General features: G+C 72.1%; 24 protein-coding genes. 18 read left to right on the plus strand and 6 right to left on the minus strand.

Features of this window, described 5'->3' with window-relative positions; all coding sequences use genetic code 11:
- The first annotated feature begins 3 nt into the window (after positions 1–3).
- From IE325_RS04800 to IE325_RS04825, 6 genes are all read left to right on the plus strand, one after another.
- A complete protein-coding gene (locus tag IE325_RS04800; protein WP_190068369.1) occupies positions 4–1,461 on the plus strand; it encodes a SulP family inorganic anion transporter in 1,458 nt (485 codons plus the stop codon).
- A gap of 99 nt (positions 1,462–1,560) precedes the next feature.
- Entirely contained in the window at positions 1,561–2,469 is a 909-nt protein-coding gene (locus tag IE325_RS04805) for a slipin family protein (RefSeq protein ID WP_190068370.1), read from the plus strand.
- A 90-nt stretch (positions 2,470–2,559) separates the two neighbouring features.
- Positions 2,560–3,951: a PhoX family protein gene (locus tag IE325_RS04810; RefSeq protein WP_190068371.1), complete on the plus strand. Its 1,392-nt coding sequence runs from the start codon at positions 2,560–2,562 to the stop codon at positions 3,949–3,951.
- A 65-nt stretch (positions 3,952–4,016) separates the two neighbouring features.
- Positions 4,017–5,474, plus strand: a complete 1,458-nt coding sequence (locus tag IE325_RS04815) for a serine/threonine-protein kinase (protein ID WP_190068372.1) — start codon at positions 4,017–4,019, stop codon at positions 5,472–5,474.
- Positions 5,475–5,560: 86 nt separating this feature from the next.
- On the plus strand, positions 5,561–6,421 hold the full coding sequence (locus tag IE325_RS04820; protein ID WP_190068373.1) for a polysaccharide deacetylase family protein: 861 nt from the start codon (positions 5,561–5,563) through the stop codon (positions 6,419–6,421).
- Positions 6,422–6,439: 18 nt separating this feature from the next.
- A complete protein-coding gene (locus IE325_RS04825) occupies positions 6,440–6,649 on the plus strand; it encodes a hypothetical protein (protein ID WP_190068374.1) in 210 nt (69 codons plus the stop codon).
- On the opposite strand, the gene IE325_RS04830 is transcribed toward IE325_RS04825, so the two are convergent.
- Both IE325_RS04830 and IE325_RS04835 read right to left on the minus strand, forming a co-directional pair.
- Entirely contained in the window at positions 6,641–7,312 is a 672-nt protein-coding gene (locus IE325_RS04830; RefSeq protein ID WP_190068375.1) for an ABC transporter, read from the minus strand. The two genes, IE325_RS04825 and IE325_RS04830, sit on opposite strands and share 9 nt — an antisense overlap.
- The gene (locus IE325_RS04835) at positions 7,309–8,184 is read right to left on the minus strand and encodes an ABC transporter ATP-binding protein (protein ID WP_190068376.1); all 876 of its coding nucleotides are present in this window, start codon (positions 8,182–8,184) and stop codon (positions 7,309–7,311) included. The genes IE325_RS04830 and IE325_RS04835 overlap by 4 nt, the downstream gene beginning before the upstream one ends.
- On the opposite strand from IE325_RS04835, the gene IE325_RS04840 reads away from it, so the two are divergent.
- From IE325_RS04840 to IE325_RS04860, 5 genes are all read left to right on the plus strand, one after another.
- Positions 8,183–8,938 carry an aminoacyl-tRNA hydrolase gene (locus tag IE325_RS04840; RefSeq protein WP_373315086.1) on the plus strand — a complete coding sequence of 252 codons (756 nt, stop codon included), beginning with the start codon at positions 8,183–8,185 and terminating at the stop codon, positions 8,936–8,938. The two genes, IE325_RS04835 and IE325_RS04840, sit on opposite strands and share 2 nt — an antisense overlap.
- 194 nt (positions 8,939–9,132) lie before the next feature.
- Entirely contained in the window at positions 9,133–10,461 is a 1,329-nt protein-coding gene (locus IE325_RS04845) for an MbnB/TglH/ChrH family RiPP precursor modification enzyme (protein ID WP_190068378.1), read from the plus strand.
- A 283-nt stretch (positions 10,462–10,744) separates the two neighbouring features.
- Positions 10,745–11,524, plus strand: a complete 780-nt coding sequence (locus IE325_RS04850; RefSeq protein ID WP_190068379.1) for a DUF4142 domain-containing protein — start codon at positions 10,745–10,747, stop codon at positions 11,522–11,524.
- A 103-nt stretch (positions 11,525–11,627) separates the two neighbouring features.
- The gene (locus IE325_RS04855; RefSeq protein ID WP_190068380.1) at positions 11,628–12,419 is read left to right on the plus strand and encodes a TIGR04222 domain-containing membrane protein; all 792 of its coding nucleotides are present in this window, start codon (positions 11,628–11,630) and stop codon (positions 12,417–12,419) included.
- A gap of 141 nt (positions 12,420–12,560) precedes the next feature.
- On the plus strand, positions 12,561–14,207 hold the full coding sequence (locus IE325_RS04860) for an alpha/beta hydrolase (protein WP_190068381.1): 1,647 nt from the start codon (positions 12,561–12,563) through the stop codon (positions 14,205–14,207).
- 67 nt (positions 14,208–14,274) lie between these two features.
- On the opposite strand, the gene hemQ is transcribed toward IE325_RS04860, so the two are convergent.
- A complete protein-coding gene (gene hemQ / locus IE325_RS04865; protein WP_190068382.1) occupies positions 14,275–15,006 on the minus strand; it encodes a hydrogen peroxide-dependent heme synthase in 732 nt (243 codons plus the stop codon).
- Between the two features lie 4 nt (positions 15,007–15,010).
- The gene (gene hemG / locus IE325_RS04870; RefSeq protein WP_190068383.1) at positions 15,011–16,471 is read right to left on the minus strand and encodes a protoporphyrinogen oxidase; all 1,461 of its coding nucleotides are present in this window, start codon (positions 16,469–16,471) and stop codon (positions 15,011–15,013) included.
- Positions 16,472–16,632: 161 nt separating this feature from the next.
- Here hemG and IE325_RS04875 point away from each other — a divergent pair, with 161 nt between their 5' ends.
- Both IE325_RS04875 and IE325_RS04880 read left to right on the plus strand, forming a co-directional pair.
- The gene (locus tag IE325_RS04875; protein WP_190068384.1) at positions 16,633–17,637 is read left to right on the plus strand and encodes a DUF4349 domain-containing protein; all 1,005 of its coding nucleotides are present in this window, start codon (positions 16,633–16,635) and stop codon (positions 17,635–17,637) included.
- Between the two features lie 27 nt (positions 17,638–17,664).
- On the plus strand, positions 17,665–19,074 hold the full coding sequence (locus IE325_RS04880; RefSeq protein WP_190068385.1) for an FAD-dependent oxidoreductase: 1,410 nt from the start codon (positions 17,665–17,667) through the stop codon (positions 19,072–19,074).
- Between the two features lie 94 nt (positions 19,075–19,168).
- On the opposite strand, the gene IE325_RS45955 is transcribed toward IE325_RS04880, so the two are convergent.
- A complete protein-coding gene (locus tag IE325_RS45955) occupies positions 19,169–19,498 on the minus strand; it encodes a hypothetical protein (protein WP_229911646.1) in 330 nt (109 codons plus the stop codon).
- Positions 19,499–19,589: 91 nt separating this feature from the next.
- Between IE325_RS45955 and IE325_RS04885 the strand changes: the two genes are divergently transcribed.
- Entirely contained in the window at positions 19,590–20,414 is an 825-nt protein-coding gene (locus IE325_RS04885) for a rhomboid family intramembrane serine protease (protein WP_190068386.1), read from the plus strand.
- A gap of 6 nt (positions 20,415–20,420) precedes the next feature.
- Here the strand turns inward: IE325_RS04885 and hemE are convergent, their stop codons facing one another.
- Entirely contained in the window at positions 20,421–21,476 is a 1,056-nt protein-coding gene (hemE, locus tag IE325_RS04890; protein WP_190068387.1) for a uroporphyrinogen decarboxylase, read from the minus strand.
- Between the two features lie 146 nt (positions 21,477–21,622).
- Here hemE and IE325_RS04895 point away from each other — a divergent pair, with 146 nt between their 5' ends.
- The 4 genes from IE325_RS04895 (at position 21,623) to IE325_RS04910 (ending at position 25,255) form a co-directional block, all read left to right on the plus strand.
- Entirely contained in the window at positions 21,623–22,258 is a 636-nt protein-coding gene (locus IE325_RS04895) for a DUF3000 domain-containing protein (RefSeq protein WP_373315095.1), read from the plus strand.
- Positions 22,259–22,487: 229 nt separating this feature from the next.
- Positions 22,488–23,150 (plus strand): response regulator transcription factor, encoded by a 663-nt coding sequence (locus tag IE325_RS04900; RefSeq protein WP_003997051.1) that lies wholly within the window; start codon positions 22,488–22,490, stop codon positions 23,148–23,150.
- 244 nt (positions 23,151–23,394) lie between these two features.
- Positions 23,395–23,715: a DUF4333 domain-containing protein gene (locus IE325_RS04905; RefSeq protein WP_190068389.1), complete on the plus strand. Its 321-nt coding sequence runs from the start codon at positions 23,395–23,397 to the stop codon at positions 23,713–23,715.
- Positions 23,716–23,974: 259 nt separating this feature from the next.
- On the plus strand, positions 23,975–25,255 hold the full coding sequence (locus tag IE325_RS04910; RefSeq protein WP_190068390.1) for a ribonuclease D: 1,281 nt from the start codon (positions 23,975–23,977) through the stop codon (positions 25,253–25,255).
- Position 25,256 lies beyond the last annotated feature (1 nt).

Here is a 25,256-nt window from a genome sequence, read left to right on the forward strand (position 1 = left end):
GCCATGATGACCAAATTCCCTCACATACGGCAGGACTTCGCCGCCTCGCTGGTCGTCTTCCTGGTCGCGCTGCCGCTCTGCGTCGGCGTGGCCGTCGCCTCCGGAGTGCCGGCCGAGCTCGGGCTCGTCACCGGCATAGTCGGCGGTCTCGTCACCGGGCTGATGCGCGGCAGCAGCCTCCAGGTCTCCGGGCCCGCCGCCGGTCTGACGGTGCTGGTCTACGAGGCCGTCCAGGAGTACGGGCTGCCCGTCCTCGGCGTACTGGTGCTCGCCACCGGCCTGCTCCAGCTCCTGATGGGCGCCCTGAAGCTGGGGCGCTGGTTCCGGGCCATCTCGGTCTCCGTCGTCGAGGGCATGCTGGCCGGTATCGGCCTGGTGCTCATCGCCGGACAGCTCTACGCGGTCGCGGACGCCGAGGCACCCGCCTCGGGGCTGGAGAAGATCGCCGGGCTGCCCGGCGCGCTCGCCGACGCCGCCGGGAACACCGGGGCGATGGCCTCCATCGGACTGGGCGCCGGCACCATCGCCGTACTGGTGCTGTGGAAGCGCATGCCGCGGCCGGTGCGTACCGTTCCCGGTCCGCTCGCCGCGGTCGGCCTGGCCACGGCGGTGGCCGCCGTATTCTCCCTGCCGGTGGCAACCGTCGAGGTCAAGGGCCTGCTGGGCGCCATCCAGCCGCCCGGCGCGGACGCCTTCGGGGAGCTCGCGAACGTCGGTGTGCTCGCCACGATCGTCGCCTTCACGCTCATCGCGTCCGCCGAGTCGCTGTTCAGCGCGGCGGCCGTGGACCGGCTGCACGACGGGCCGCGCACCGAGTACGACAAGGAGCTGATGGCGCAGGGCGCGGGCAACACGGTCTGCGGTGCGCTCGGCGCGCTGCCGATGACCGCGGTCATCGTGCGCAGCTCGGCCAATGTGCAGGCGGGCGGGAGGACCAAGGCGTCCCGGGTCCTGCACGGCGTATGGCTGCTGCTGTTCGCGGCGCTGCTGCCCGCCACGCTGGCCCTGATCCCGATCCCCGCGCTGGCCGGCATCCTGGTCCACGCCGGCTTCAAGCTGATCCCCTTCCGCGGGATCGTCTCCCTGTGGCGGGGCCACCGGGGCGAGGCCCTGATCCTCGTCGTCACGGCCGTGTCGATCGTCGCCGTGAACATGTTCGAGGGCGTGCTGATCGGTCTGGCGCTGTCGGTCGCCAAGACCGCCTGGGAGGCCTCGCACCTGAAGCTGGAGATCATCGACAAGGGCGCGGGCCCCATCCAGGCGTATCTGTCGGGCAACGCGACCTTCCTCAGGCTGCCGAAGATCCTCGACAGCCTGGAGGCCCTGCCCCAGGACCGCCCGGTGGAGCTGGACCTGTCCGGACTGCACCACCTCGACCACGCCTGCCGTACGGCCCTGGAGAACTGGGCCGAGCGCCACAGCGCGGCGGGCACGGAACCCGTACGGGTCACCTCACCCTGAGCTGACCCGCTGGTCCGGGGCCGTCCATGGCCCCGGACCAGACACCGGGCATATCGTTACAGGAGTATCCGGAACAGACCTCTCGGTGAGGAGGTCGTCATGGTCGAGGAGCTCCTCGGCGCACTCGTGGGAGTGGGCGCCGCGGGCGCGGTGTACGTGGCCGCCGCGGCGCGGGTCGTCAAACAGTACGAGCGCGGGGTGGTCCTGCGGCTCGGGCGGCTGGCGGGCGACGTACGCGCGCCGGGATTCACGATGATCGTTCCGATCGTGGACCGGCTTCACAAGGTCAATATGCAGATCGTCACGATGCCGGTGCCGGCCCAGGAGGGCATCACCCGGGACAACGTGACCGTGCGCGTGGACGCCGTCGTGTACTTCAAGGTGGTCGAGCCGGCGAGCGCGCTCATCAAGGTCGAGGACTACAAGTACGCGGTCTCGCAGATGGCGCAGACGTCCCTGCGCTCGATCATCGGCAAGAGCGATCTGGACGATCTGCTCTCCAACCGCGAGAAGCTCAACCAGGGCCTGGAGCTGATGATCGACAGCCCGGCGATCGGCTGGGGCGTGCAGGTGGACCGTGTCGAGATCAAGGACGTGTCGCTGCCGGAGTCGATGAAGCGCTCCATGGCCCGGCAGGCCGAGGCGGACCGTGAGCGGCGGGCCCGCATCATCAACGCGGACGCCGAGCTCCAGGCCTCCAGGAAGCTGGCCGAGGCCGCCCATCAGATGGAGGACACCCCCTCCGCACTCCAACTGCGCCTGCTCCAGACGGTGATGGCGGTGGCCGCGGAGAAGAACTCCACGCTGGTCCTGCCCATCCCGGTGGAGCTGCTGCGCTTCCTGGAGCGGGGCGGCGAGGAACACGAGGGGCATCCCCCACGGCGCTACACCGCTGAGGCCCTGGAGGAGTCCCCCGAGGACGGCGACCGGCCGGCCGTCGAGCCGCCGCCCGAGCGGGAGGTCGAGCGGACCATCGACGACATCATCGAGGACGCCTCGGGAAAGTGACACGTGCTACGCGCGTGGTTCCAGCGGCCGACGCCAGGTGATAGACACGGCGGGGTCAAAGTTCCTGTCCGCCAGCAGGAAGGCTGCCCCATGTCCGAGAACACGACAGCCGGCGGTTCCACCACCCGCCGTCAGCTCCTCGCCCGTACCGGCGCGTTGGGCGTCTCGATCGCCTTCGCCGGAAACGTCACCGAGCTCTTCGCCGGTACGGCCGCCGCACAGAACCTGGGCCACACGGGATACGGCCCGCTCGTCCCCGACCCCGACGGTCTGCTCGATCTGCCGGAAGGTTTCCGCTACCGGGTCCTCTCCCGCGAGGGCGACCGGCTGCGCTCCGGCGAGGGCCCCGTCCCCTCCAACCACGACGGCATGACGGCCCTGCCCGGCAGAGGCGGCCGCGTCCACCTCGTCCGCAATCATGAGAACCGCGCCGACGGCAGGGTCCCCGTCCCCACGGTCCCGGGCCTGACGTACGACCCGGCCGGCAAGGGCGGCTGTACGGCCCTGACGCTCGACCGGCACGGCCACGTCCTGTCGGAACGGGTCGCCATCGCCGGTACGGCGGTGAACTGCGCGGGCGGGCCGACCCCCTGGGGCACCTGGCTGACCTGCGAGGAGACCGAGGACAAGGCCGGCACCAACGGCTACACCAAGGACCACGGCTTCATCTTCGAGGTCGACCCGGCGAACCCGTACGCCTCCGGCGCGGTCCCGCTGACCGCGATGGGCCGCTTCCAGCACGAGGCGATCGCGGTGGACCCGAGGCGCGGTGTCGTCTACGAGACCGAGGACGCCTTCCTCAAGCCCTTCGGCCTCTTCTACCGCTTCCTGCCCCACCAGCCGCACGGCGGCCTGGGCACCCTGCGCGCGGGCGGCCGGCTCCAGGCGATGCGCGTACCCGGCGTACCGGACCTGTCGTCGATCCAGGAGCCGGGCGCGACCTTCGGGAACATCGAGTGGGTCGACGTACCGGATCCACTCGCCGCCCGGACCCCTATCCGCCTCCAGGACTTCGGCCCCAAGGGCATCACGCACGCGCAGAAGCTGGAGGGCTGCTACTGGGGTGGCCGCAGCGTCTACTTCGTCTCCTCCTTCGCGCACAGCGCGGAGGGTTCGGCGGCGGACCACTACGGCCAGATCTGGCGCTACGACCCCACCGAGCGCCGTCTCACCCTGGTGATCGTCTTCGGTCCGGACACGGATGTGCAGCTGCCCGGTGAGTCACCGGACAACATCTGTCTCGCCCCCAGCGGCGGCCTCATGGTCTGCGAGGACGGCAACGGCGCCCAGCACGTCTTCGGTGTGACTCGGCACGGCGAGGTGTACGCGATGGCCCGCAACGCCCAGAACCTGGGGACGCCCGAGGAGCCGGAGTGGGGCGAGTTCGCCGGGGTCACCTTCTCGCCGGACGGCGGGACGATGTACGTCAACTGCTACGCACCCGGCACGACGTTCGCGGTGACCGGCCCCTGGCGCAAGTGACGGCCTGATCACGGGCACCTCACGGCGGAAGCGGCCCCTCCGCGGCGTCCTCTAACCTGTGCGGCATGAACGCACCGGGGGATCTCGTCGACGGCCGTTTCGAGCTGGTGGAGCGGCTCGGCAGCGGAGGCATGGGCACCGTGTGGCGGGCGCGCGACACGGTGCTCGACCGCGAGGTGGCGCTCAAGGCGGTCCGCTCCGACGCGGACACGGTCGGTCTGGTGCGTGAGCGTGTGATGCGGGAGGCGCGGGCGCTGGCCCGGCTCAGCCACCCCCATGTGGTGACGGTCCATCAGATCGTGGACGCGGAGCCGCACCCGTGGATCGTGATGGAGCTGGTCCCGGGCATCTCGCTCCAACAGCACCTGGACAACGGCCCGTTGACGCCGCCCGCGGCGGCCCGGCTGGGCCGTCAGGTGCTCGCCGCGCTGCGTGCCGCGCACGCGGCGGGCATCCAGCACCGGGACGTCAAGCCCGCCAACATCCTGCTGCGCCCCGACGGCAGCGCCGTACTCACCGACTTCGGCATCGCCGCCCTCCAGGGCACGACGGGTCTGACGGCCACGGGCGAGTTCGTCGGGTCGCCCGAGTACATGGCCCCGGAGCGGATCAGGGGCCATGACGACGGCCCGGCCGCCGACCTCTGGTCGCTGGGCGTGGTCCTGTACGTCTGCACGGAGGGCGTCAGTCCCCTGCGCCGCCCGACGACCCTCGCCACCCTGGCCGCCGTACTCGACGACCCGCTCCCCGCACCGTCCCGCTCGGGCCCGCTGACCCCGGTGCTCGAAGCCCTGCTGGTCCGGGACCCTGCGGCCCGCCCGGACGCCGCCCGCCTGGACATGATGCTGGCGCAGGTGGAGTCGGGGACGACACCGCAGTGGGCCGCCCAGCCGACGATGACCGCGACCGCGCCGCAGCCGACGCCCACTCAGCTGGACACGCCGCGCCCCACGACTCCGGAAGCACTGACCAGGCCCCGGCGCCGTACACCCCTGGTGGTGGCCGGCACCGCGGTACTGGCGATCGCGGCGGCCACGGCGCTGGTCCTAGCCCTCCGCGCAGGCGACACGGCCGCGGACAACAAGGCCGACGCGACGCCGAAACCCCCGGCCACCACGACCGCCGGTCCCTCGACCCCGGGGAACGAGCTGGAGGCTCCCCCGACACCCCTCCCCACCGGCCCCGCCCCGGCCGGCCGCTGGATCGCCCAGCTCCACTCCGAACCGGTCTCCGCCGGCATCGCCAACCGCGACCGCAGACTCGCCACCCTCCGCGAGACCATTCCGGGGACCAAGGTCCTGCGCAGCGGCGACTACGCCTCCCTGCGCGCCGGCTACTGGGTCTTCTACGCCCCCGGCCCCTTCGCCAACGGCCGCGCGGCCCTCACCTTCTGCGCCAAGCACGACCGCACCACGGCGAACACCTGCATGGGCCGCTATCTGAGCAACGACGCGACCGAGTTCCTCCTCCAGTGCCGCCCACCGGCCGACGCGCCTACGGGCCGCTGCACCCGCAAGGGCTGAGCGATCCGGCGGCCGGGTGGGTGACACCGGCCCGGCGCACCCGCCGATACACCGAAATGACCGTTTGATCATCATATCTTCATGCGGTGATCACTCTCGTACGACGCGTCACCGCCCTCTGTGCCCTGGGCGCGGCGCTCAGTGTGCTCGCCTCGTGTGCGGGGCCCGAGGAGATGACCCGGGCTCCGTTGCCGGCGCCCAGTGCCACGGCCTCCGTCTCCCCCTCGCTCAGGGCTCCGACGCTCGCCCCGGGGCCCGGCGGCACGGCCCCGGTCTTCGAGCACGGTCCCCGCAGCGGGGACAAGGCCGTCGCGCTGACCTTCGACGCCGATATGACCGCCGATCAGGGGCCACGGGCGGCGCAGGGCGAACGGTTCGACAATCCGGGGCTCATCGTGGCGCTGCGGGAGTTGAAGGTGCCGGCGACCGTGTTCATGACGGGGCGATGGGCCGAGGAGTATCCGGAGCAGGCCCGGTCCATCGGGCGGGATCCGCTCTTCGAGGTCGCCAACCACTCCTACAGCCACCACTCCTTCACCGACGACTGCTACGGGCTGCCGACCATCGCCGAGGAACGCATGCGGGCGGATGTGGAGCGGGCGTACGCGGTGTTCCGGAAGGTGGGGGTGCGGGACGCGATGCCGTACTTCCGGTTTCCGGGCGGGTGCTACGACCGGCGGGCGCTGCGGGCGCTGACCCCGGTCGGGGTCACGGCGGTGCAGTGGGACGTGGTGAGCGGGGACGCGTTCGCGACGGATGCGGGCGCGGTCGCGCGGGGGGTGCTGGACGAGGTGCGGCCCGGGTCGGTGGTCGTGCTGCACTGCACGCGCAGTGCCGCTCCGACGACGGAGCGGGTGGTCCGCGGTGTGGTGCCGGAGCTGCGTCGTGAAGGCTTCCGGTTCGTGAAGGTGTCGGAGCTGATCCGGGCCTCGGGCACCCGGCGGTGAGCGTCCTACGCTGGAGGTATGAGCGAGGACTACTGCACGATCGCCGACGCGGTGAAGCCGCCCTGGGGGTCCCCCCACGCCCTTAAGGCAGTGGGGGAGGACGGGCCGCCGTATGCCGAGTGTGTGCTGTGCCGGGAGCCGACCGAGTACCCGGAGTCCTACAAGGGGATCACCCTCTGCCCCGTCTGCGAGTGGCAGGAGGCACAGCGCACCGCCTGCTCAGGGTGATCTGCGGGAGGTGAGCGCGCAGGCCACGGCGATCGCCGCCGCCGTGAGCAGGGCCGCCGCAGCCAGGGGCAGTACGGGCATCGGGACCCGGCCCGAGTTGGAGCCGGTGACCAGGCCGCTCACCGCCGCCTGCGCCGGGGAGCCCGTCACCACCACCGACAGCAGGGCCGCGAGCAGCATCGCCGGGATCGCACGGCCGGTGGAGCGCAGCAGCGGCCAGGTGGTGAGCGCGCCGACGGCCGTGCCGAGCAGGGCGCAGGCCAGTACGGCGAGCAGCCCGGCCGCGCCCGCCGGAAGGCGCGGTACGCGCGTCTGGAGATCCGCGCTCGCAGGGTTGCTGATCAGCGTCACGACGACGGTGGCGACCACGCCCAGGGCCACCGCGGTACCCAGCGCCACCAGCAGCGCGGCGAGGTGGGCGCGCCCGGGGCCGACCGCCGCGGAGACACAACTGCGGGCGGCGGGCGGCTCGTTGGTGACGCAGATCCGCACCAGCCAGGCGGTGACGGGCAGCAGCGCCGCGGCCGTGTAGCCGAGCGAGTCGAGGATGGGCTGGCCGCCCTGCACGCCGATCCCGAGGAACACGACGTACAGGAGGAACGGCGGCAGCCAGCGCTGCGAGCGGACGAGCAGGGCGGCCTGGTATCTGAGCAGGGCGGTCATCGGCGGCTCTCGGTGTCGGGGCCGGCCGGCTCCTGGCGCACGCTCACCACGTGCCAGGGCGGCCGCGCGGTCAGCAGGGCGCGCAGCAGGATGTCGGAGTGGGACGCGGGCACGGTGAGACGGTGGGTGCCGGGGGCCGGTTCCTCGGCCGCGACGACGGCGCGCTGCGCGTCGCCGGGTAGCTGCCCGCCGCTCGGCCCCTGGGCGACGACGGTCACGCGCGGCCCGGCGGCCTCCTCGGGCGGTTGTTCGGTACGGAGGTCGAGTCCCGAGTCCCGCACGGTGTACGTCGCGTCGGGCACCCCCGCGAGCCGACGCGGATCGTGGTCCACGAAGACGACGGCGGTGCCGCCCGCGGTGCGTTCGGCGACGGCCCTCTCCAGCTCCGCGCGGGCGTCGGAGTCGAGGCCCGTCCACGCCTCGTCCAGGACGAGCAGCTCCGGTTCGGCGAGGAGGGCCTGGACGACGGCGACCTTCTGGCTGCTGCCTTTGGACAGCTGGGCCATGGGGGTACGGGCGTAGGGGGCGGCGCCGAAGCGGTCGAGCCACTCCAGGGCGGCACGGGTGGCCGCGGGCCGCGACAGGCCGTGGACGGTGCCGAGGTGGGTCAGATAGCCGAGGGCGGTGAAGGGGAGGGCGGTGGGGAAGCGTTCGGGGACGTAGGCGGTACGGGGCGCTCCGCTGACGCGGCCCTCGCTGGGGGCGTCTATGCGGGCCAGGAGGCGCAGGAGGGTGGACTTGCCGGTGCCGTTGGGGCCTTCTATGCGAATGAGGGTGCCGGGGGGCACGGTGAGGTGGATGCCGCGTAAGACCCATGGGCCCCGTAGGCCGTAGCGGCGGCCCACGTTGTCCAGACGAAGATCGCGTTGCATGGGGGCATCCTCTCCTACCGCCCGGGTTGGCAGACTGGACCGTGTGAACAGTGATCCCTCGATCGACAGCCCCTTCAGGTCCGAGCCCAGCACCCGGGACGAGGCCCCGCAGTTCGTCCTGCCCCTGGTCGTACGCATCGAACGGTCCGCTCCCCCGGCCCGCACCGACGCCCTGGAGACCTCCGCCCGTGCCGTCCTGACCATCCTCAGCGACGAGCGGTCCCTCGGCGACGGCGAGTGGGCCGAGGCCATGCGCGACTGGCAGGACGCGCGGATCCGCAAGGTCGTGCGGCGGGCCCGCGGGGCCGAGTGGCGGCGGGCGGAGGAGCTGCCCGGGATCACGGTGACCGGGAAGTCGGCCGAGGTGCGGGTCTTCCCGCCGGTGCCGCTGGACGGCTGGCCCAAGGAACTGGCCAAGCTCCAGGTCTCCGGCACCGATCTCGACGACCCGGAACCGCCCGTCGACGCCGATCCCTCCGGCCCCGTCCTCTGGCTTAACCCCGAGCTCGACATGTCGGCCGGCAAGACGATGGCGCAGACCGGACACGCGGCGCAGCTCGCCTGGTGGGAACTGTCCGACGAGGAGCGGGCCGCCTGGCGCGACGCGGGGTTCCCGCTGGCCGTACGCACCGCGCAGCCCGGGCCCTGGCGTGAGCTGACGGGCGGTGGGCTGCCGTTGGTGCGGGACGCGGGGTTCACGGAGATCGCGCCCGGGTCGTGCACGGTGGTCGCGGATCATCCGGCGCTGCGGTAGGCGCGGCCATGCGTCTTCCTCCTGAACGCTCCCGCCGTCCCGCGCGTATCCCCCGGTACGGGTCTGATGTCCGGGCGGGTCCCAACCTCAAATGTTGCTCTGAAGGTGGCCCCCGAGGGGTTCGGGCCGAGCCCGCGGGGCCATACCCCCGTCACGCGGAACAGGCGGGGGCGGAAGAGGCCGAGGAGGGGACGATGGAGCGACTGGGTACGGGAATCGGATGGCGTCCGGAGATCGCGGACGCGGTGGAGCGCATGCCGGGCATCGACTGGGTCGAGACCGTCGCCGAGAACGTCTGTCCCGGGCATCTTCCGGAGTCCCTGGTACGGCTGCGTGAGCGCGGGGTGACCGTGATCCCGCACGGCGTCTCGCTGGGCCTGGGCGGCGCGGACCGCCCCGACGCCGACCGGCTGGCCGCGCTCGCCGAGCGGGTGGCGGCACTGGGGGCGCCGCTGGTCACCGAGCACATCGCGTTCGTACGGGCGGGCGGGCCGCTGACGGCGTCCCCGCGTCTGGAGGCGGGGCATCTGCTGCCGGTCCCCCGCACCCGGGACGCCCTGGACGTGCTGTGCGAGAACGTCCGTATCGCCCAGGACGCGCTGCCCGTGCCGCTCGCCGTGGAGAACATCGCCGCGCTGATCGCCTGGCCTGGCGAGGAGATGAGCGAGGGACAGTTCCTGTACGAGCTGGCCGACCGCACCGGCGTGAAACTCCTCATCGACGTCGCCAACCTGTACACCAACCACGTCAACCGCGGCGAGGACCCGGCCAAGGCGCTCGCCGAGCTGCCGCTGGAGGCCATCGCGTACGTCCATGTCGCGGGCGGCTTCGAACGCGACGGCGTCTGGCACGACAGCCACGCCCACCCCGTCCCCCAGCCGGTCCTCGACATCCTGACGGACCTCGCGTCCCGAGTGTCCCCGCCGGGAGTCCTCCTGGAGAGGGACGAGAACTTCCCCGAACCGGCAGAGCTGGAGGGGGAGTTGGGGGCGATCCGGAGGGCCTTGGAGAAGGGGGCGGCCGAGCGGCGCGCGTCGGCGTCCGGGAACCGGGCCACGTCAGCGGACCGGCTTCCGTCACCCCACGAGTCCTCCGCACCCGACCTCGCCCCCGCCCGTCAGCGGCTCGCCCTCGCGCAGGCCGCGTTGCTCTCCGCGCTCGTCGCCGGGACGCCCGTGCCCGAGGGGTTCGACCGGGTGCGGGTCGGGGTGCAGGCGCGGGCGCTCGCGGGGAAGCGGGCGGACGTCGTGGCGAAGGTCGCGCCGGAGTTGCCGGTGATCCTCGGTGGCGGGTATCGGCGGGCGTTCCTCGCGTACGCGAACGGGCAGCCGATGACCGACGGCTATCGGCGCGACGCGCTGGACTTCGCAGGGTATCTGCTGGCCGAGGGGCGTTGCGAAGACGTAGGGACGCGCGCGGAGTTGCGGGAGTGGTGGCTGGAGCGGTCGGGGCCGAAGCCGCGGTCGCGGCGGCCGGGGGTGCGGCTGGCCCGTGCCACGCGTCGGGTGCTGCTGCGACGCTGAGCGGGTGTCGGATACGTCAGCTTCCGTCCCACCGGTGGACGCGGGTGGCGGCGGTGAGTGTGCCGGGGTTAACACCTCGGTCCGGGACGCGGGCGACCTGCCCGCTTCGCCCCATAATGCCGACTTGAGCGGCCCGTCGAACCTCCCCGTTCGCCCGTATCCACCCCGCTTGCAACCATTCCCTCCTGTACGGCGGTTGGCGTAGGCGCCGAAGCGAGCCGAAGTAATATGCCAACCCCACCCCCGAAGCGCACTAACGTGCGGTGCCGCAACAGGAGGCACCATGCGACCGCGACCGCGACCCCCGATCAAAGGCCGAGGCATCTTCAGCGGCACCGGGCTCATCATCACCGGCCTGGCGGCGACGCTGCTGGCGATGATCTTCCCGATCTGGTCGTACGCCGACCGGTCCGGGACCGGTCTGGACGTGCTGAACGCGGAGACCGTCTCGACCGGCTACGGGCCGCTGTCCGCCCTCGACCGCGACTTCCTCACCAAGGTCCGGCTGGCCGGGCTGTGGGAGCTGCCCGCCGGTGAGCAGGCCCGGACGAAGGGCACGACTCCGGCCGTACGGACCGCCGGGGAGCATCTCATCGAGGGGCACGCGTTCCTGGACGAGCGGGTGCGCGACGTCGCCGCCAAGCTCAGCCTCGCGCTGCCCAACGAGGCCACCGAACAGCAGCGGCAGTGGCTGGCGACCCTGGACTCGGCCCAGGGCGTGGAGTACGACCGGCAGTTCGCCAACATCCTGCGCCTGGCGCACGGCAAGGTGTTCTCCGTCGTCGCCCAGGTCCGGGCCAGTACCCGCAACTCCCTGGTGCGCAAGCTCGCCGACGACGCCAACACCACCGTCCTCGACCACATCACGGTCCTGGAGGCCACCGGCTACGTCGATTTCGACGCGCTGGCCCGGGACATGGTCGCCGACAGCACGCCGCCGCTCACCGCGCCGCCCGCCCCGCCGGGTCCGACCGCCGACCCCGCTCCGGCCGTCCCGATGACCCCGCCCCCGTCGCCGACCTACACCCTGCCTCCGGCCGCGACCAGCCCGCGCCCGTCCTGACGCCCCGCTCGGCCGGATCCGGAACGTCACATCCCGGCAACTCTCGGTCCGCATTGTGAACAAGGCATGGTGTTCGACGGAGCATCTGGCATAGAAACACGGCATGTTCTGGGTGCTTCTTCTGCTGCTGGCCTGGGCCGTCGCCGGCACGGCGTGCACGCGGCTGTGCCTGGCCGCCGTGCAAACCGCGGCCATGGAAAGGAAAGAGGCGACCACGGCCCGGGACCACGATCTGACGCTGTACGAGGCCGCGTTCCTGTCCGGCGGCCCCCGCCGGGTCGCCGATCTGACCCTCGTCTCCATGGCCCGGCAGCAGCGGCTGCTGCTCGCGCACACCGGCTGGGCGACGGTCGTCGATCCGCGCGGCCGGGACGAGATGGAGCGCTCGGTGATAGGGGCCATCGGGCCGGAGGGCCAGTCCCGGATCGAGCCGGTGCGGGACGCCGCGGCCGCCGCCGAGGCCGTGGGCAGCCTCGCCGACCGGCTGGTCAGCGCGGGGCTCGCGGTGCCCGACGCGGCGCGTGACGGCATCGGTTCCGCGATCCGCCAGGTGCGGCTCGCCGCGGCGGTCGTCCTGGCGCTCGGCGCCGTCGCGCTGCTGGCGCCCGCCCAGTCGGACATGCCGGCCCATCTGGTCGCCCTCTGGTTCGCGCTGCCCTTCGTCCTCACCCTGAGCTGTCTGGCCATCGCCCGCGTCGAGATCCACCCGTACGCGCAGTGGGCCTCCCCGGCCGGGCAGCGGCTGCTGAGCGGCCTGATCCGGCGCTCCGGGGGCGGGGACGACCGTACGTATCTGACCTTCGTCGCCGTACGGGGCGTGCGAGCGGTCGGCGAACCGGAACTGCGTGCGGCCTTCGCACATCGCGCGCACGGGGCGTCGCACTGGCCCGACTGACGCGGCTCCGGGGCGGGCCGGGTCGCGGAGTTGGTGACGCATAGGGGGCAATGCGGCAACTTCGGCGAGGCGGTGCTTGCCTTCATCAACAGACGAACGAAATATCCCTTTTGTTGCTGCCGTGCACCGAAGGGATACCCGATGAGAGCTGCCGCCCTCTACTCGGCCGCGGGGGCCATGCTCCTGTCCGCCCTCTCCCTGGCCCCGGCCGGCCACGCCGGTGCCGCACCGGCCGCCGACGAACAGCGCGGCACGGCGGTGGCCGCCGCGCGCGCCAGGGCCGCCGGCATCGACTTCGACCGGTGCCCCAAGGACCAGGGGCTGCCGGGCCATGTGCGGTGCGGCACGGTGTCCGTCCCGCTGGACTACGCGCGGCCCGACGGCAAGCAGATCCGGCTCCTGGTCAGCCGGGCGCCGGCCACGCACAAGGACCCGCACAACAGCAAGCACCGGGTGCCCGGCAAGGGCCCGCTGGTCTACAACCCGGGCGGACCGGGCGCGTCCGGCCTTCAGTTCCCGCTGATCGGGGTCCTCCCGGCGTGGAAGCGGCTGGCCGCGGCCTACGACCTGGTGGGCTACGCCCCGCGCGGGGTGGGGCCGTCCGCCCGGCTGTCCTGCCAGGACCCCAAGCACTACCTCAAGGGGCCCGCGCAGGCACCGACGTACCCCTCGGAGTCGTACAAGAAGGAGCGCGTCGCCCGCGCCAAGGCCTACGCACGCGGCTGCGCCGAGCGCGCCGGGAGCGCCCTGCAGTACTACAACTCCCTCAACAACGCCCGTGACCTGGACGTCCTGCGGGCCGCGCTGGGCCAGTCGAAGCTGACGTTCATGGGCGCGTCGTACGGCACCTACTTCGGGGCGCTGTACGCGCACCTGTTCCCGTCGCATGTACGGCGGATGGTGTTCGACTCGGCGGTGAACCCGGACCCCAAGCAGATCTGGTACCACAACAACCTGGCCCAGTCGGCCGCGTTCGAGGGGCGCTGGGCGGACTTCCGGGAGTGGGTCGCCGAGCACGACGACGTGTACGGGCTCGGCATCACGGCCGCCGAGGTGCTGGACAACTACGACGAGGTGCGCACCCGGCTGGCCTCGGAGCCGGCGGGCGGGAAGATCGGGCCGGGGCAGCTGCAGGAGGCGTTCCTGCAGGCCGGTTACTACGACGACTACTGGCCCTCGCGGGCGCACGCGCTGTCGGCGTATCTGAAGGGCGACACGAAGCCGCTGGTCGAGCTGGCCTCGCCGGCGACGGAGGCGGCGGCCGAGGAGGAGAACACGAACGCGGTCTACACGGCCGTGGAGTGCAACGACGCGCCCTGGCCGACGGACTGGGCGGTCTGGGACCGGGACAACACCCGGCTCGCGCGCGTGGCGCCGTTCGAGACCTGGGACAACGCCTGGATGAATCTGCCGTGCGCCTTCTGGCAGGCGCCCAGGCAGCAGCCGCTGGATGTGCGGACCGGGCCGGGTGAGCTGCCGCCGACGCTGATCCTGGCCGCCGAGCGGGACGCCGCCACCCCCTACGACGGGGCGCTGGAGATGCACCGGCGGCTCGCGGGCTCGGTACTGGTGACCGAGCGGGACGCCGGGACGCACGGCATCGCGTACGGGCCGAACAAGTGCGTGAACGGCTACGTCGACGCGTATCTGCTGGAGGGCCGTCTGCCGACGCGGCACGCGTCGTGCGAGGGGCACCCCGAGCCGAAGCCGCAGCGGGCGGGCGAGCGCAAGACGAAGAAGTCGGCCGCGCAGCACAAGGACCGGCACGAGACCGCGGCCCGTCCATAGCCGTCCGGGCTCACACGGCGAAGCCCCGCACCCCGTCGAGGGGTGCGGGGCTTCGTCGTACGTCGGTCTAGGCGAGCCCGGCGACCAGCTCGGCCACGGACTTGCGGCGGCCGGTGTAGAACGGCACCTCCTCGCGGACGTGCATCCGGGCCTCGGAGGCACGCAGGTGACGCATGAGGTCGACGATGCGGTACAGCTCGTCGGCCTCGAAGGCGAGGATCCACTCGTAGTCGCCCAGCGAGAACGAGGCGACCGTGTTGGCGCGGACGTCCGGGTAGCCGCGGGCCATCTTGCCGTGGTCGGCGAGCATACGGCGGCGGTCCTCGTCGGGCAGCAGGTACCAGTCGTAGGAGCGCACGAAGGGGTAGACGCTGACGTAGTTGCGCGGCGTCTCGTCGGCGAGGAACGCCGGGATGTGCGAGCGGTTGAACTCGGCGGGGCGGTGCAGCGCCATGTTCGACCAGACGGGCTCAAGGGCCCGGCCCAGCTTGGTGCGGCGGAAGAGGTTGTACGCCTCCTGGAGCTGGTCGGCGGTCTCGGCGTGCCACCAGATCATGAGGTCGGCGTCGGCGCGCAGGCCTGACACGTCGTAGGTGCCGCGGATCGTCACGTCCTTGGCGGCGAGCTGGTCGAAGAGCTCCTGGACCTCGTCGGCGTAGCCCGCGCGGTCCTCGGGGAGCACGTCCTTCAGCTTGAAGACGGACCAGAGGGTGTAGCGGATGACCTCGTTGAGGTCCTTGGCCAGCTTGCCCTTGTTCGGGATCCGACCGGGCTCGGTGGTGGGGGCGTCGTCACTCATGTCCCTATTCTCCTGCTCCTCCGTGGAGACTCTGCACCGGGTTGGCGGTGAGGTCCTGCACACCGCTCAGGTCTCCGTCCAGCTGGTCCACGGCGGCGTACGCGCTCGCGATGCACGCCGGGATGCCCACGCCGTCGTACTGCGCGCCGCACACGGCGAGGCCCGGCACCTTGGCGATGTGCTCGCGGACGCGGGCCACGCGCGCGTGGTGGCCGACCGGGTACTGGGGCAGACCGTCGGTCCAGCGGGTGACGCGGGTCCGGACGGGGGTGGCGTCGAGGCCGGTGGCCTGCTTCAGGTCGCGGCGTGAGACGTCGACGAGGTGGGCGTCGTCGCGGCCCAGGATGTCCGTCTCGCCGTACCGTCCGACGGAGGTGCGCAGGACCAGCGTGTCCGGGTCCTCGTCGGCGATCCAGCCCCACTTCTGGGAGGCGAACGTCGATGCCTTGATGGTGCGCCCGTCGACCGGCGGCACCAGGAAGCCGCTGCCCGCCGGGAGGGCGGTGTCGGCGCGGCGGTAGGCGAGGGTGATCAGCGCCATGGAGGCGTACTCGACGGCGGCCAGTTCGGCGGCGGCCCCGGGCGCCTCGGCGCGCAGCAGGGCGGCGGCGGCCGGGGCGGGTACGGCGACGACGACCGCGTCGGCCCGCAGCACCCGGTCACCGGCGACGACGCGCCAGCCGCCGGAGGCCTCGCGGCGCAGCTCCGTCACGGGCGCCCCGGTGACGATCTCGCCGCCCCGCGCGCGCACCGACTCCGCGACGGCGAGCGGGAGTTGGCCCACGCCGCCCTCGATGCCCATGAACACCGGGCCGGTCTGCTGGTTGGCGGCGGCCTTGGCCTGGATCTCGCGGACGGCCTCGGTGAGCGAGTCATGGGTCAGCGCGGCCTGGTAGAGCTGCGGGACGGCCGAGCGCATCGAGATGCGGTACGCGTCGCCCGCGTAGACCCCGCCCAACAGGGGCTCGACCAGCCGGTCCACGACCTCGCGGCCCAGCCGCGCCGCGACATACTCGCCGACCGCGACATCGTCCCCGACCTCGGTGCGCGGCAGGTCGGCGTCGCGCTCGATACGGGCCAGCCCTTCCTCGGACAGCACCCCGGCCAGGGCGGCGGCGGTGCCGGGGACGCCCATGACATGGCCCTTGGGCATCGGGCACAGGGCACCCCGGGTCCAGATCGAGGCGGTCGCGGTGGCAGGCGGCTGGAGGCGCCCCGCGAGGCCGACCTCGCGGGCGAGGGCGACGGCCTCCGGGCGGCGGGCCAGCATCGACTCGGCGCCGAGGTCCACGCGCACCCCCGCGATCTCGCCGGGCAGCAGCTTGCCGCCGACCCGATCGGACGCCTCCAGCACCGTCACGCGTCTGCCACCGGCCAGCACCCGGTGGGCCGCCGCCAGTCCGGCGATCCCGCCGCCGATGACGACGACCTGGCCCGCTTCCGTACGAGTCTGTGCTTCGCGCATATCCACAGCCTCTCAGACCCCACTGACAACCGACCGCGGCCCCGGTGTCCGGCACGAGTCCCGACCGTGACCGCATCGGGACCGTTTCCCGCCAACGTTCCGCCGGACCCCGGCGTCGAAGTGACATCAGTCGTCACGACGACCCTCGGGGGTACGCCCACATGCGCACACGACGTTCCGCACGATCCGCCCGACCAGTCCAGGCCCTGGCCGGCCTCCTGCTGGCCACCGCCCTCGCGCTCACCGGCTGCAGCGGCACGGACGACTCGGGCGGCAGCAGCAGCGGCGCCGCCGCCAAGGACGAGGCCGCGCTGACGGCGCCCTCGGGGGCAGCGCAGCAGGAGGGCGCCTCGGGCAGCGACTCCTCCGCTGGACGGGCCACCACGCCGCCCAAGGTCACCGCGAGCCGCATCATCCGCACCGCCTCACTGACCGTGCAGGTCAAGGACGTACCGAAGGCCTTCGACGAGGCCCGTACGACCACCGAGAACGCGGGCGGCTACGTCGGCAACGAGACCACCACCCGGGACGCGGAGGGCCGTGAGCGCACCCGCGTGGTCCTGCGCGTGCCCGTCGACAGATACGCCGAGGTCCTCGCCGACCTGGAGGGCGCGGGCAAGCTGCTCGACCGCAGCGCGAAGGCGCAGGACGTCACCGACCAGGTAGTCGACGTCGAGAGCCGCATCAAGTCGCAGCGGGCCAGCGTGGCCCGGATCCGCGAGCTGATGGACCGGGCGACGAAGCTCAGCGACGTCGTCACGCTGGAGGGCGAGCTGAGCACCCGCCAGGCCGACCTGGAGGCACTGCTGGCGCAGCAGGCGTCCCTGAAGGACCGCACCAGCCTCGCCACCATCACCCTCTCCCTCTCCGAGACACCGGTGAAGAAGGCCGTGGAGGACGACGACCCCGGTTTCCTGGACGCGCTCTCGGGTGGCTGGAACGCGTTCGTGACGATGCTGCGCTGGCTCGCCGTGGCGTTGGGCGCGGTGCTGCCGTTCGCGGCGGTGGCGGCGCTGCTCGTGCTGCTGTGGCTGAAGGTGCTGCGGCCCCGGCTGCCGCGCCGCCCGGCGCCCGCGCCCGCGGCCGGCGCACTGGGCCCGATGCCGATGGCGCGCCCCGCACCGCGTCCCGCGCGTGCGGCCGATGAGGAGGGCGAGCAGGAGTGAAATGCCCGGCACCCTTAGCGTGTTCGCATGAGCATGAGCGCTGCGAGGGGTGTGCCGGGGAAGCGGGAACGACTGGTCGTGATCGGGGGCGACGCCGCGGGGATGTCCGCGGCGTCGCAGGCCCGGCGGCTCAAGGGGCCGGACGAACTGGAGATCGTGGCCTTCGAGCGCGGCCACTTCACCTCCTTCTCCGCCTGCGGCATCCCGTACTGGGTGGGCGGCGACGTCCCCGAACGGGACCAGTTGATCGCCCGTACGGCGGAGGAGCACCGCGCGCGGGACATCGATCTGCGCATGCGGACCGAGGTCGTGGAGATCGACGTGGCCGGCGGGCGGGTACGCGCGCGTGACGTCGATTCGGGCGCCGAGTCCTGGACGTCGTACGACAAGCTCGTGATCGCGACCGGCGCCCGTCCGATCCGCCCCGACATGCCGGGCGTCGACGCGCCCGGCGTGCACGGTGTGCAGACCCTGGACGACGGCCAGGCCCTGCTCGACACGCTGGCACACACGCGTGGCCGTCGCGCGGTCGTGGTCGGCGCCGGTTACATCGGCGTGGAGATGGCCGAGGCGCTCATCAACCGCGGCTACGAGGTGACGGTCGTCAACCGTGGCAGCGAACCCATGTCCACCCTCGACCCGGACATGGGCCGCCTGGTGCACGAGGCCATGGAGGGCCTGGGCATCACCATGGTCGACGACGCCGAGGTCACCAAGATCCTCACCGGCGGGGACGGCCGGGTCCGCGCAGTCGCCACCGAGGACGCCGAGTACCCGGCCGACGTGGTGGTCCTCGGCATCGGAGTCCACCCGGAAACGGCCCTAGCGCGAGCGGCCGGCCTCCCCCTCGGCGAGCACGGCGGCCTGCTCACCGACCTCGCCATGCGGGTCCGCGGCCACGAGAACATCTGGGCGGGCGGCGACTGCGTCGAGGTCCTCGACCTGGTCTCCGGCAGCGAACGCCACGTCCCGCTCGGCACCCACGCCAACAAACACGGCCAGATCATCGGCACGAACGCCGCCGGCGGCTACGCCACGTTCCCCGGTGTCGTCGGCACCGCCGTGTCCAAGGTCTGCGACCTGGAGATCGCCCGCACGGGCCTGCGCGAGAAGGACGCCCGCCGGGCGGGCCTCCAGTACGTGACAGCCACCATCGAGTCCACGAGCCGCGCGGGCTACTACCCGGGCGCCGAGACGATGACGGTCAAACTCCTCGCGGAACGCCGCACCGGCAGACTGCTGGGCGCACAGATCGTGGGCAGGGAAGGCGCGGGGAAGCGGGTGGACGTCGCGGCGGTGGCGTTGACGGCAGGGATGACGGTGGAACAGATGACGTCCCTGGACCTGGGATACGCGCCCCCGTTCTCACCGGTTTGGGATCCGGTGCTGGTGGCGGCCCGCAAGGCGACGAAGGCAGTGATGTCCGCCACCTCATAACAGGCAGCGGGAGAACGCCGTAAGGGGCGCGGAGAACTGCGCGACCCGCCACAATGAGCCCGCACCCGCCAAATCACCCACACCCCTACGGCGACTAGGCGGATCCATTGATCCTCTCAATGGCCTGCCGAGCCTGCTCACCCGGCGGCCGAGAAGGCAACGAAGACACAGACGCACTGGTCGGCATGGCGGCAGCAGCAGGCTGTTCCCCCGCAGGCTTCGCATGAGAAGCAGCCCGCGCTGACCGCAACCGATGACTAACCGCCTCATCCAGCGTCACCGGCCGCTGCATCTGCGAAGCAAGCCGCCCGGCCTCCTGGCCGAGCCTCGCGACGTCTTCCCACGGCAGCCGCACCACCACGGAAATCTCGGCCTCACCATCCGGCAACGCGTGGATCGCGGGAGGTGTAACCCGGTCGTTCATCGCTGTTCCTCACGTAGGTTGCCGAGACATACGCACGCCGCCACACTCGCGTTCACCGATTCGCCGGACGTATCCCGGGCAGAAAACCCTCGTGGTCATCCCCGTCCATGACGTGAACCCGGTGCGCCGCACCCCTTGGGTGACATACGCGCTGATCGCCGCGAACGTCCTCGTCTTCCTGTCCACGCCCGGCATAGCCGGCTCCGTGGCCGGTGAGAGCCAGCTGGCCCAGCTGTGCCATCTGCACGCGTTCCTGGACCACTACGCGGCGGTGCCGCGGGAGTTGATCCACGACCAGCTGCCGGGGGTGGTCCCCACGGGCGAGGTCGCCGTGGGCCCGAACGGCCCCGGCTGTGTGATCGGCCGGCCGGACTACGACAAGTCCCCGGCGCTGTCGGTCTTCACCGCGATGTTCCTGCACGGCAGCTGGCTGCACCTGCTGGGCAACATGCTCTTCCTGCTGATCTTCGGCAACAACATCGAGGACCGCATGGGACATGTGCGGTACTTCGTCTTCTACGTCGTCTGCGGCTACGCGGCGTCCTACGGCTTCGCGTTCCTCAACGACGAGTCGGCCGATCCCCTGATCGGCGCGTCCGGCGCCATCGCGGGCGTCCTGGGCGCCTATCTGGTGCTGTATCCGAGGGCCAGGGTGTGGGTCCTGGTGCCGTTCCTGATCTTCCTGCCGCTGCGGCTGCCGGCCTGGCTGGTGCTCGGCTTCTGGTTCGTGCTGCAGGCCGTGTACTCGTCCGGCGAGGGCGTCTCCGAGGCGGGCACGGTGGCGTACGCGGCGCACATCGTGGGCTTCCTCGCGGGCATGCTGCTCGCCTGGCCGCTCAAACCGGGGACACCGCCGCCTCCGGAGCCGCGGGGCCTGCTGTTCGGCAGGCGGGCGCGGCCCCGGCACACATGGTGAGCGCCGCTAGCGAGCCGTCTGCGTGTGGACGTACTCGACGAGCCGGGTGAGGGCGTCCGGGTCGGTGGACGGCATCACGCCGTGCCCGAGGTTGAAGACATGGCCCTCAAGGCCTGCCGCGGCGTCCAGCACCTCACGCGTCTTCGCCTCGACGGCTTCCGGCGTGGCGAACAGGATCGTCGGGTCGAGGTTGCCCTGGAGCGCCTTGCCGGGGCCGACGCGGCGGGCGGCCTCGTCGAGGGGGACGCGCCAGTCGACGCCGACGACGTCCGCGCCGGCCTCGCCCATGAGCTTCAGCAACTCGCCGGTGCCGACGCCGAAGTGGATGCGCGGGACGCCGTACCCGGCGACCGCGTCGAAGACCTTCGCCGAGGCGGGCATCACCGAGCGGCGGTAGTCGGCGGGGGCGAGGGCGCCGGCCCAGGAGTCGAAGAGCTGGACCGCGGAGGCGCCGGCCTCGATCTGCACCTTCAGGAAGGCCGCGGTGATGTCGGCGAGACGGTCGAGCAGGTCGGCCCAGAGCTCCGGGTCGCCGTACATCATCGCCTTGGCGTTCTCGTACGTGCGCGACGGACCGCCCTCGACGAGGTAACTCGCAAGGGTGAAAGGCGCGCCGGCGAAGCCGATGAGGGGGGTCGGGCCGAGCTCGGCGGTGAGCAGGCCGATGGCCTCGGTGACGTAGGAGACGTCCTCGGGGGTGAGGTCGCGCAGTCGGGCCAGGTCGGCGCGGGTACGGATGGGCTGCTCGACGACCGGGCCGACGCCCGGCTTGATGTCGAGGTCGATGCCGATGGCCTTGAGCGGTACGACGATGTCGCTGTAGTAGATCGCCGCGTCCACGTCGTGCCTGCGCACCGGCTGCAGGGTGATCTCGGTCACCAGCTCGGGCCGCGTGCAGGACTCGAGCATCGGGATGCCCTCGCGCACCTTGCGGTACTCCGGCAGGGAGCGCCCGGCCTGCCGCATGAACCACACCGGCGTGTGCGGCACGGGCTCGCGCCTGCACGCCTTGAGGAAGGCGGAGTCGTACGTGGCTGGCGGCGGCGTCTGGTTGGCACTCACGGGGCCAAGTCTCGCACGGCCGCGAAGGCGTGAGCGCAGGGGTCGCCGTGTTGTCCGGGTGTCCCTCCCTGCACGAAGGCCCGGTTCCCCTTAATCTTCCCGGCATGGCTGCGGCTCAGGGAAGACTGTCGGACGGCACGGGCGGGATGGATGACGCGAAGGAGGCCGGGGAGGGGGACCGGCATTCGCACAGTACGGCTCCAGCGGCGTTCCGTGCCGCTGTCGACGCGTTGCGGGCGAGTCGGCTGCGGCCGCAGATCGAGGTCGAGCAGACCAAGGCGCCCCAGCGGCTGGCTCCGTACGCGTACGCGCTGGAGGCGGCGGTCGTCGACGGTGACCAGGATCTGGCCGACGGCCGTCTGGTGCTGCTGCACGATCCGGCGGGCCATGACGCCTGGCGGGGCACGTTCCGGCTGGTGACCCTGGTGCGCGCGGAGCTGGAGCCGGAGATGGCCGCCGACCCGCTGCTGCCGGAGGTGTGCTGGTCCTGGCTGACCGGGGCGTTCCAGGCGCGCGGGCTGTCGTACGGCGAGGGGAGCGGCACCGTCACGCGGGCGAGCTCGCACTACTTCGGCGGTCTGTCCGAGCGTCCCGCGGCCTCGCAGATCGAGATCCGTGCCTCCTGGACCCCGCGTGAGGGTCTGGGCGGGGTGCCGGACACCGGGGCCCATCTGGCGTCGTGGTGCGATCTGCTGGCCCAGGTCGCGGGTCTGCCCCCGGCGGGGCCGGGGGACGCGTCGGTGGTGACGCTGCCGCAGCGCCGCGATCCGCAGTCCCGTTGATCACTGCCGGCCCCGGACCGCTACACGCTTGACCGTCACTTTGTCGATACGGCCACTTTCGGTCAGGAATCGCCCATGATCGAAGCCATCCACGCGCCGAATGATCGACCATGCGTCCGAATTGCCCTGATTGTTACTCACTAAATCGTGATCTTTCCCTAAAGGGCCACGGGTTTGGTGCCGAAGACGACTGTGACCTTGAAGTCGTCCCCGCACCCCAGGAGGCCTGGTGTCCGTTCTCCTCGAGCAGCCCGCAAGCCTGGTCGCCTACCGCCCGAACAAGCCGACCGCCATGGTGGTCGTGGCCGACCCGCGCGTCCGCTCCACCGTCACCCGCCACCTCTGGGCGCTCGGTGTTCGCGACGTCATCGAGGCCTCGTCCATCGCGGAGGCTCGTCCCCGCATCGGCAACCCCCGCGACATCTGTGTCGCCGACGTCCATCTGCCCGACGGCTCGGGCCTCACCCTCCTGTCGGAGACCCGCGCCGCGGGCTGGCCGAACGGCCTCGCCCTCTCCGCCGCCGACGACATCGGCGCCGTACGCAACGCCCTCGCGGGCGGTGTGAAGGGCTACGTCGTCACCGGCACCCGCACCAACGTCGGGCTCCCCACCCGGCCCGGTGCCGCCCCCATCGGCGCCGCCGCCGCCCGAATGCACCGTCGCCACCCGGGTGCCCCGAGCCACCCGGGCGGCTACCGCGAACTGTCCGGCCGTGAGGTCGAGGTGCTGCGGCTGGTGGCGGAGGGCCAGTCGAACAAGGCGATCGGCGTCTCGATGGGCCTGTCCGCCCTGACCGTCAAGAGCCACCTCGCCCGTATCGCCCGCAAACTCGGCACCGGTGACCGCGCCGGCATGGTCGCCGTGGCCCTGCGGACCGGCATCATCCACTGAGCTCCCTCCTTACCGACCGACCCACCTGATCAATGACTGGCTGACCGACCCCTGCGCGCCCGCCGACGGAACGTTCCGTCGGCGGGCGCTCGGCGTTCCCGGCGATGTCCGTGAAGATCACTCGCGGGCGGCAGCGGGAGGCTGTGAAGACCGGTCGGGCGGGCGGCCCTGGCTGATAGACAGGGCCACCGACGAGTGTCGCCTCCCGACCCTCGTGGCCCACCCGCCCCGAACGGAGCCCGTCATGCCCAAGTCCCCCGCCTCCCTGGCTGCCCGGGGCCTCGCCGCCGCGGCCGCCGCCGCGCTGCTGGTGGGCTGCACGTCGGAGGCCAAGCTGCCCAAGGACGAGGTGGCGGACACGGTGGCCGAGAAGCTCGCCGCACAGACCGGCCAGCCCAAGCCGGACGTCACCTGCCCCGAGGACCTCGTCGGCAAGGTCGGCACCTCACTGCGCTGCAAACTCACCGCGAGCGACGGCACCAGCCTCGGCGTGACCGTCAAGGTCACCTCCGTCGACGGCAACAAGATCAGCTACGACATCAAGGCGGACGAGACGACCTCCTGAGCGTACGAGGCCCGCAAGAAGCGTGAGCCGAGGAGTCATACGCGGACCTTCGTCTCCACGCTCCACCCGGCCGCCCCCGGCGACGATTGACCACTTGATCATTCACTGACGTGAACGAAATCACCCGTTGATCCCGCCCACGCCCCCTCCCCGTCGCCGACCGGTTCCGTCACTTGACTGACTGGTTTACGACCCTCGGACGCCCGCCGACGGAACGTTCCGTCGGCGGGGGCTGTCCATACACAGATACCCTTGACATGTGACCGACGCCCAAGACACCGCAGCAGACAGTTCACTGCGAACCACCGGAGGCGCCCCTCCGGAAGACGACGGATCTTCTGTTACGGAGGCGCCGATCCCTTTGCTGGAGCCCCGCGAGGGCATTCCGCCCGTGATCGCCGACGAGGCCGCGCTCGCCGAGGTGATCGCCGCCTTCGCCGCGGGCTCGGGCCCGGTCGCCGTCGACGCCGAGCGCGCGTCCGGCTACCGCTACGGCCAGCGCGCGTATCTCGTGCAGCTGCGCCGCGCGGGCGCGGGGTCCGCACTGATCGACCCCGTGGCCTGCCCCGATCTGTCCGGCTTCGGCGAGGTGCTGTCCGGCGTGGAGTGGGTGCTGCACGCCGCCACGCAGGATCTGCCGTGTCTGCGTGAGATAGGCATGGTGCCGAGCCTGCTGTTCGACACCGAGCTGGCCGGGCGGCTCGCCGGGTTCCCGCGGGTCGGCCTCGGCGCGATGGTCGAGAGCGTGCTCGGGTTCGTGCTGGAGAAGGGCCACTCGGCCGTCGACTGGTCGACCCGCCCGCTGCCCGAGCCGTGGCTGCGGTATGCGGCGCTGGATGTCGAGCTCCTGGTGGATCTGCGCGACGCGCTGGAGAAGGAGCTGGACCGGCAGGGGAAGCTGGAGTGGGCGCGGCAGGAGTTCGACGCGATCGCCGCCGCACCGCCGGCCGAGCCGCGCAAGGACCCCTGGCGGCGGACGTCCGGGATGCACAAGGTGCGCAGACGCCGGCAGCTGGGTGTGGTGCGGGAACTGTGGCAGGCGCGGGACCGGATCGCGCAGAAGCGGGACGTGTCGCCGGGCAAGGTGCTCAGTGACGCGGCCATCGTGGAGGCCGCGCTCGCCGTGCCGGGCAATGTGCACGCCCTGGCCGCACTGAACGGTTTCGGCCATCGGATGGGCCGACGGCAGCTGGAGCAGTGGCAGGCCGCCGTCGATCGTGCGAAGGCCATGACCGAGTCGCAGCTGCCGGCGCCGGGACAGCCCGTATCGGGGCCGCCTCCGCCGCGGGCGTGGGCCGACAAGGACCCGGCCGCCGCGGCTCGGCTCTCCGCCGCACGGGCCGCGGTGTCGGTGCTGGCCGAGCAGCTGAACATGCCTCAGGAGAACGTGATCACTCCGGACACCGTGCGGCGGGTCTGCTGGGAGCCGCCGAAGGTGGTCGACGCCGAGTCGGTCGCACAGGCGCTGGCCGGTCACGGTGCCCGGCCCTGGCAGGTCGAGCAGGTCACTCCGGTGCTGGTCGCCGCCCTGTCCGCCTAGT

The sequence above is a fragment of the Streptomyces lanatus genome (assembly GCF_014655715.1).
Taxonomy (GTDB): domain Bacteria; phylum Actinomycetota; class Actinomycetes; order Streptomycetales; family Streptomycetaceae; genus Streptomyces; species Streptomyces lanatus.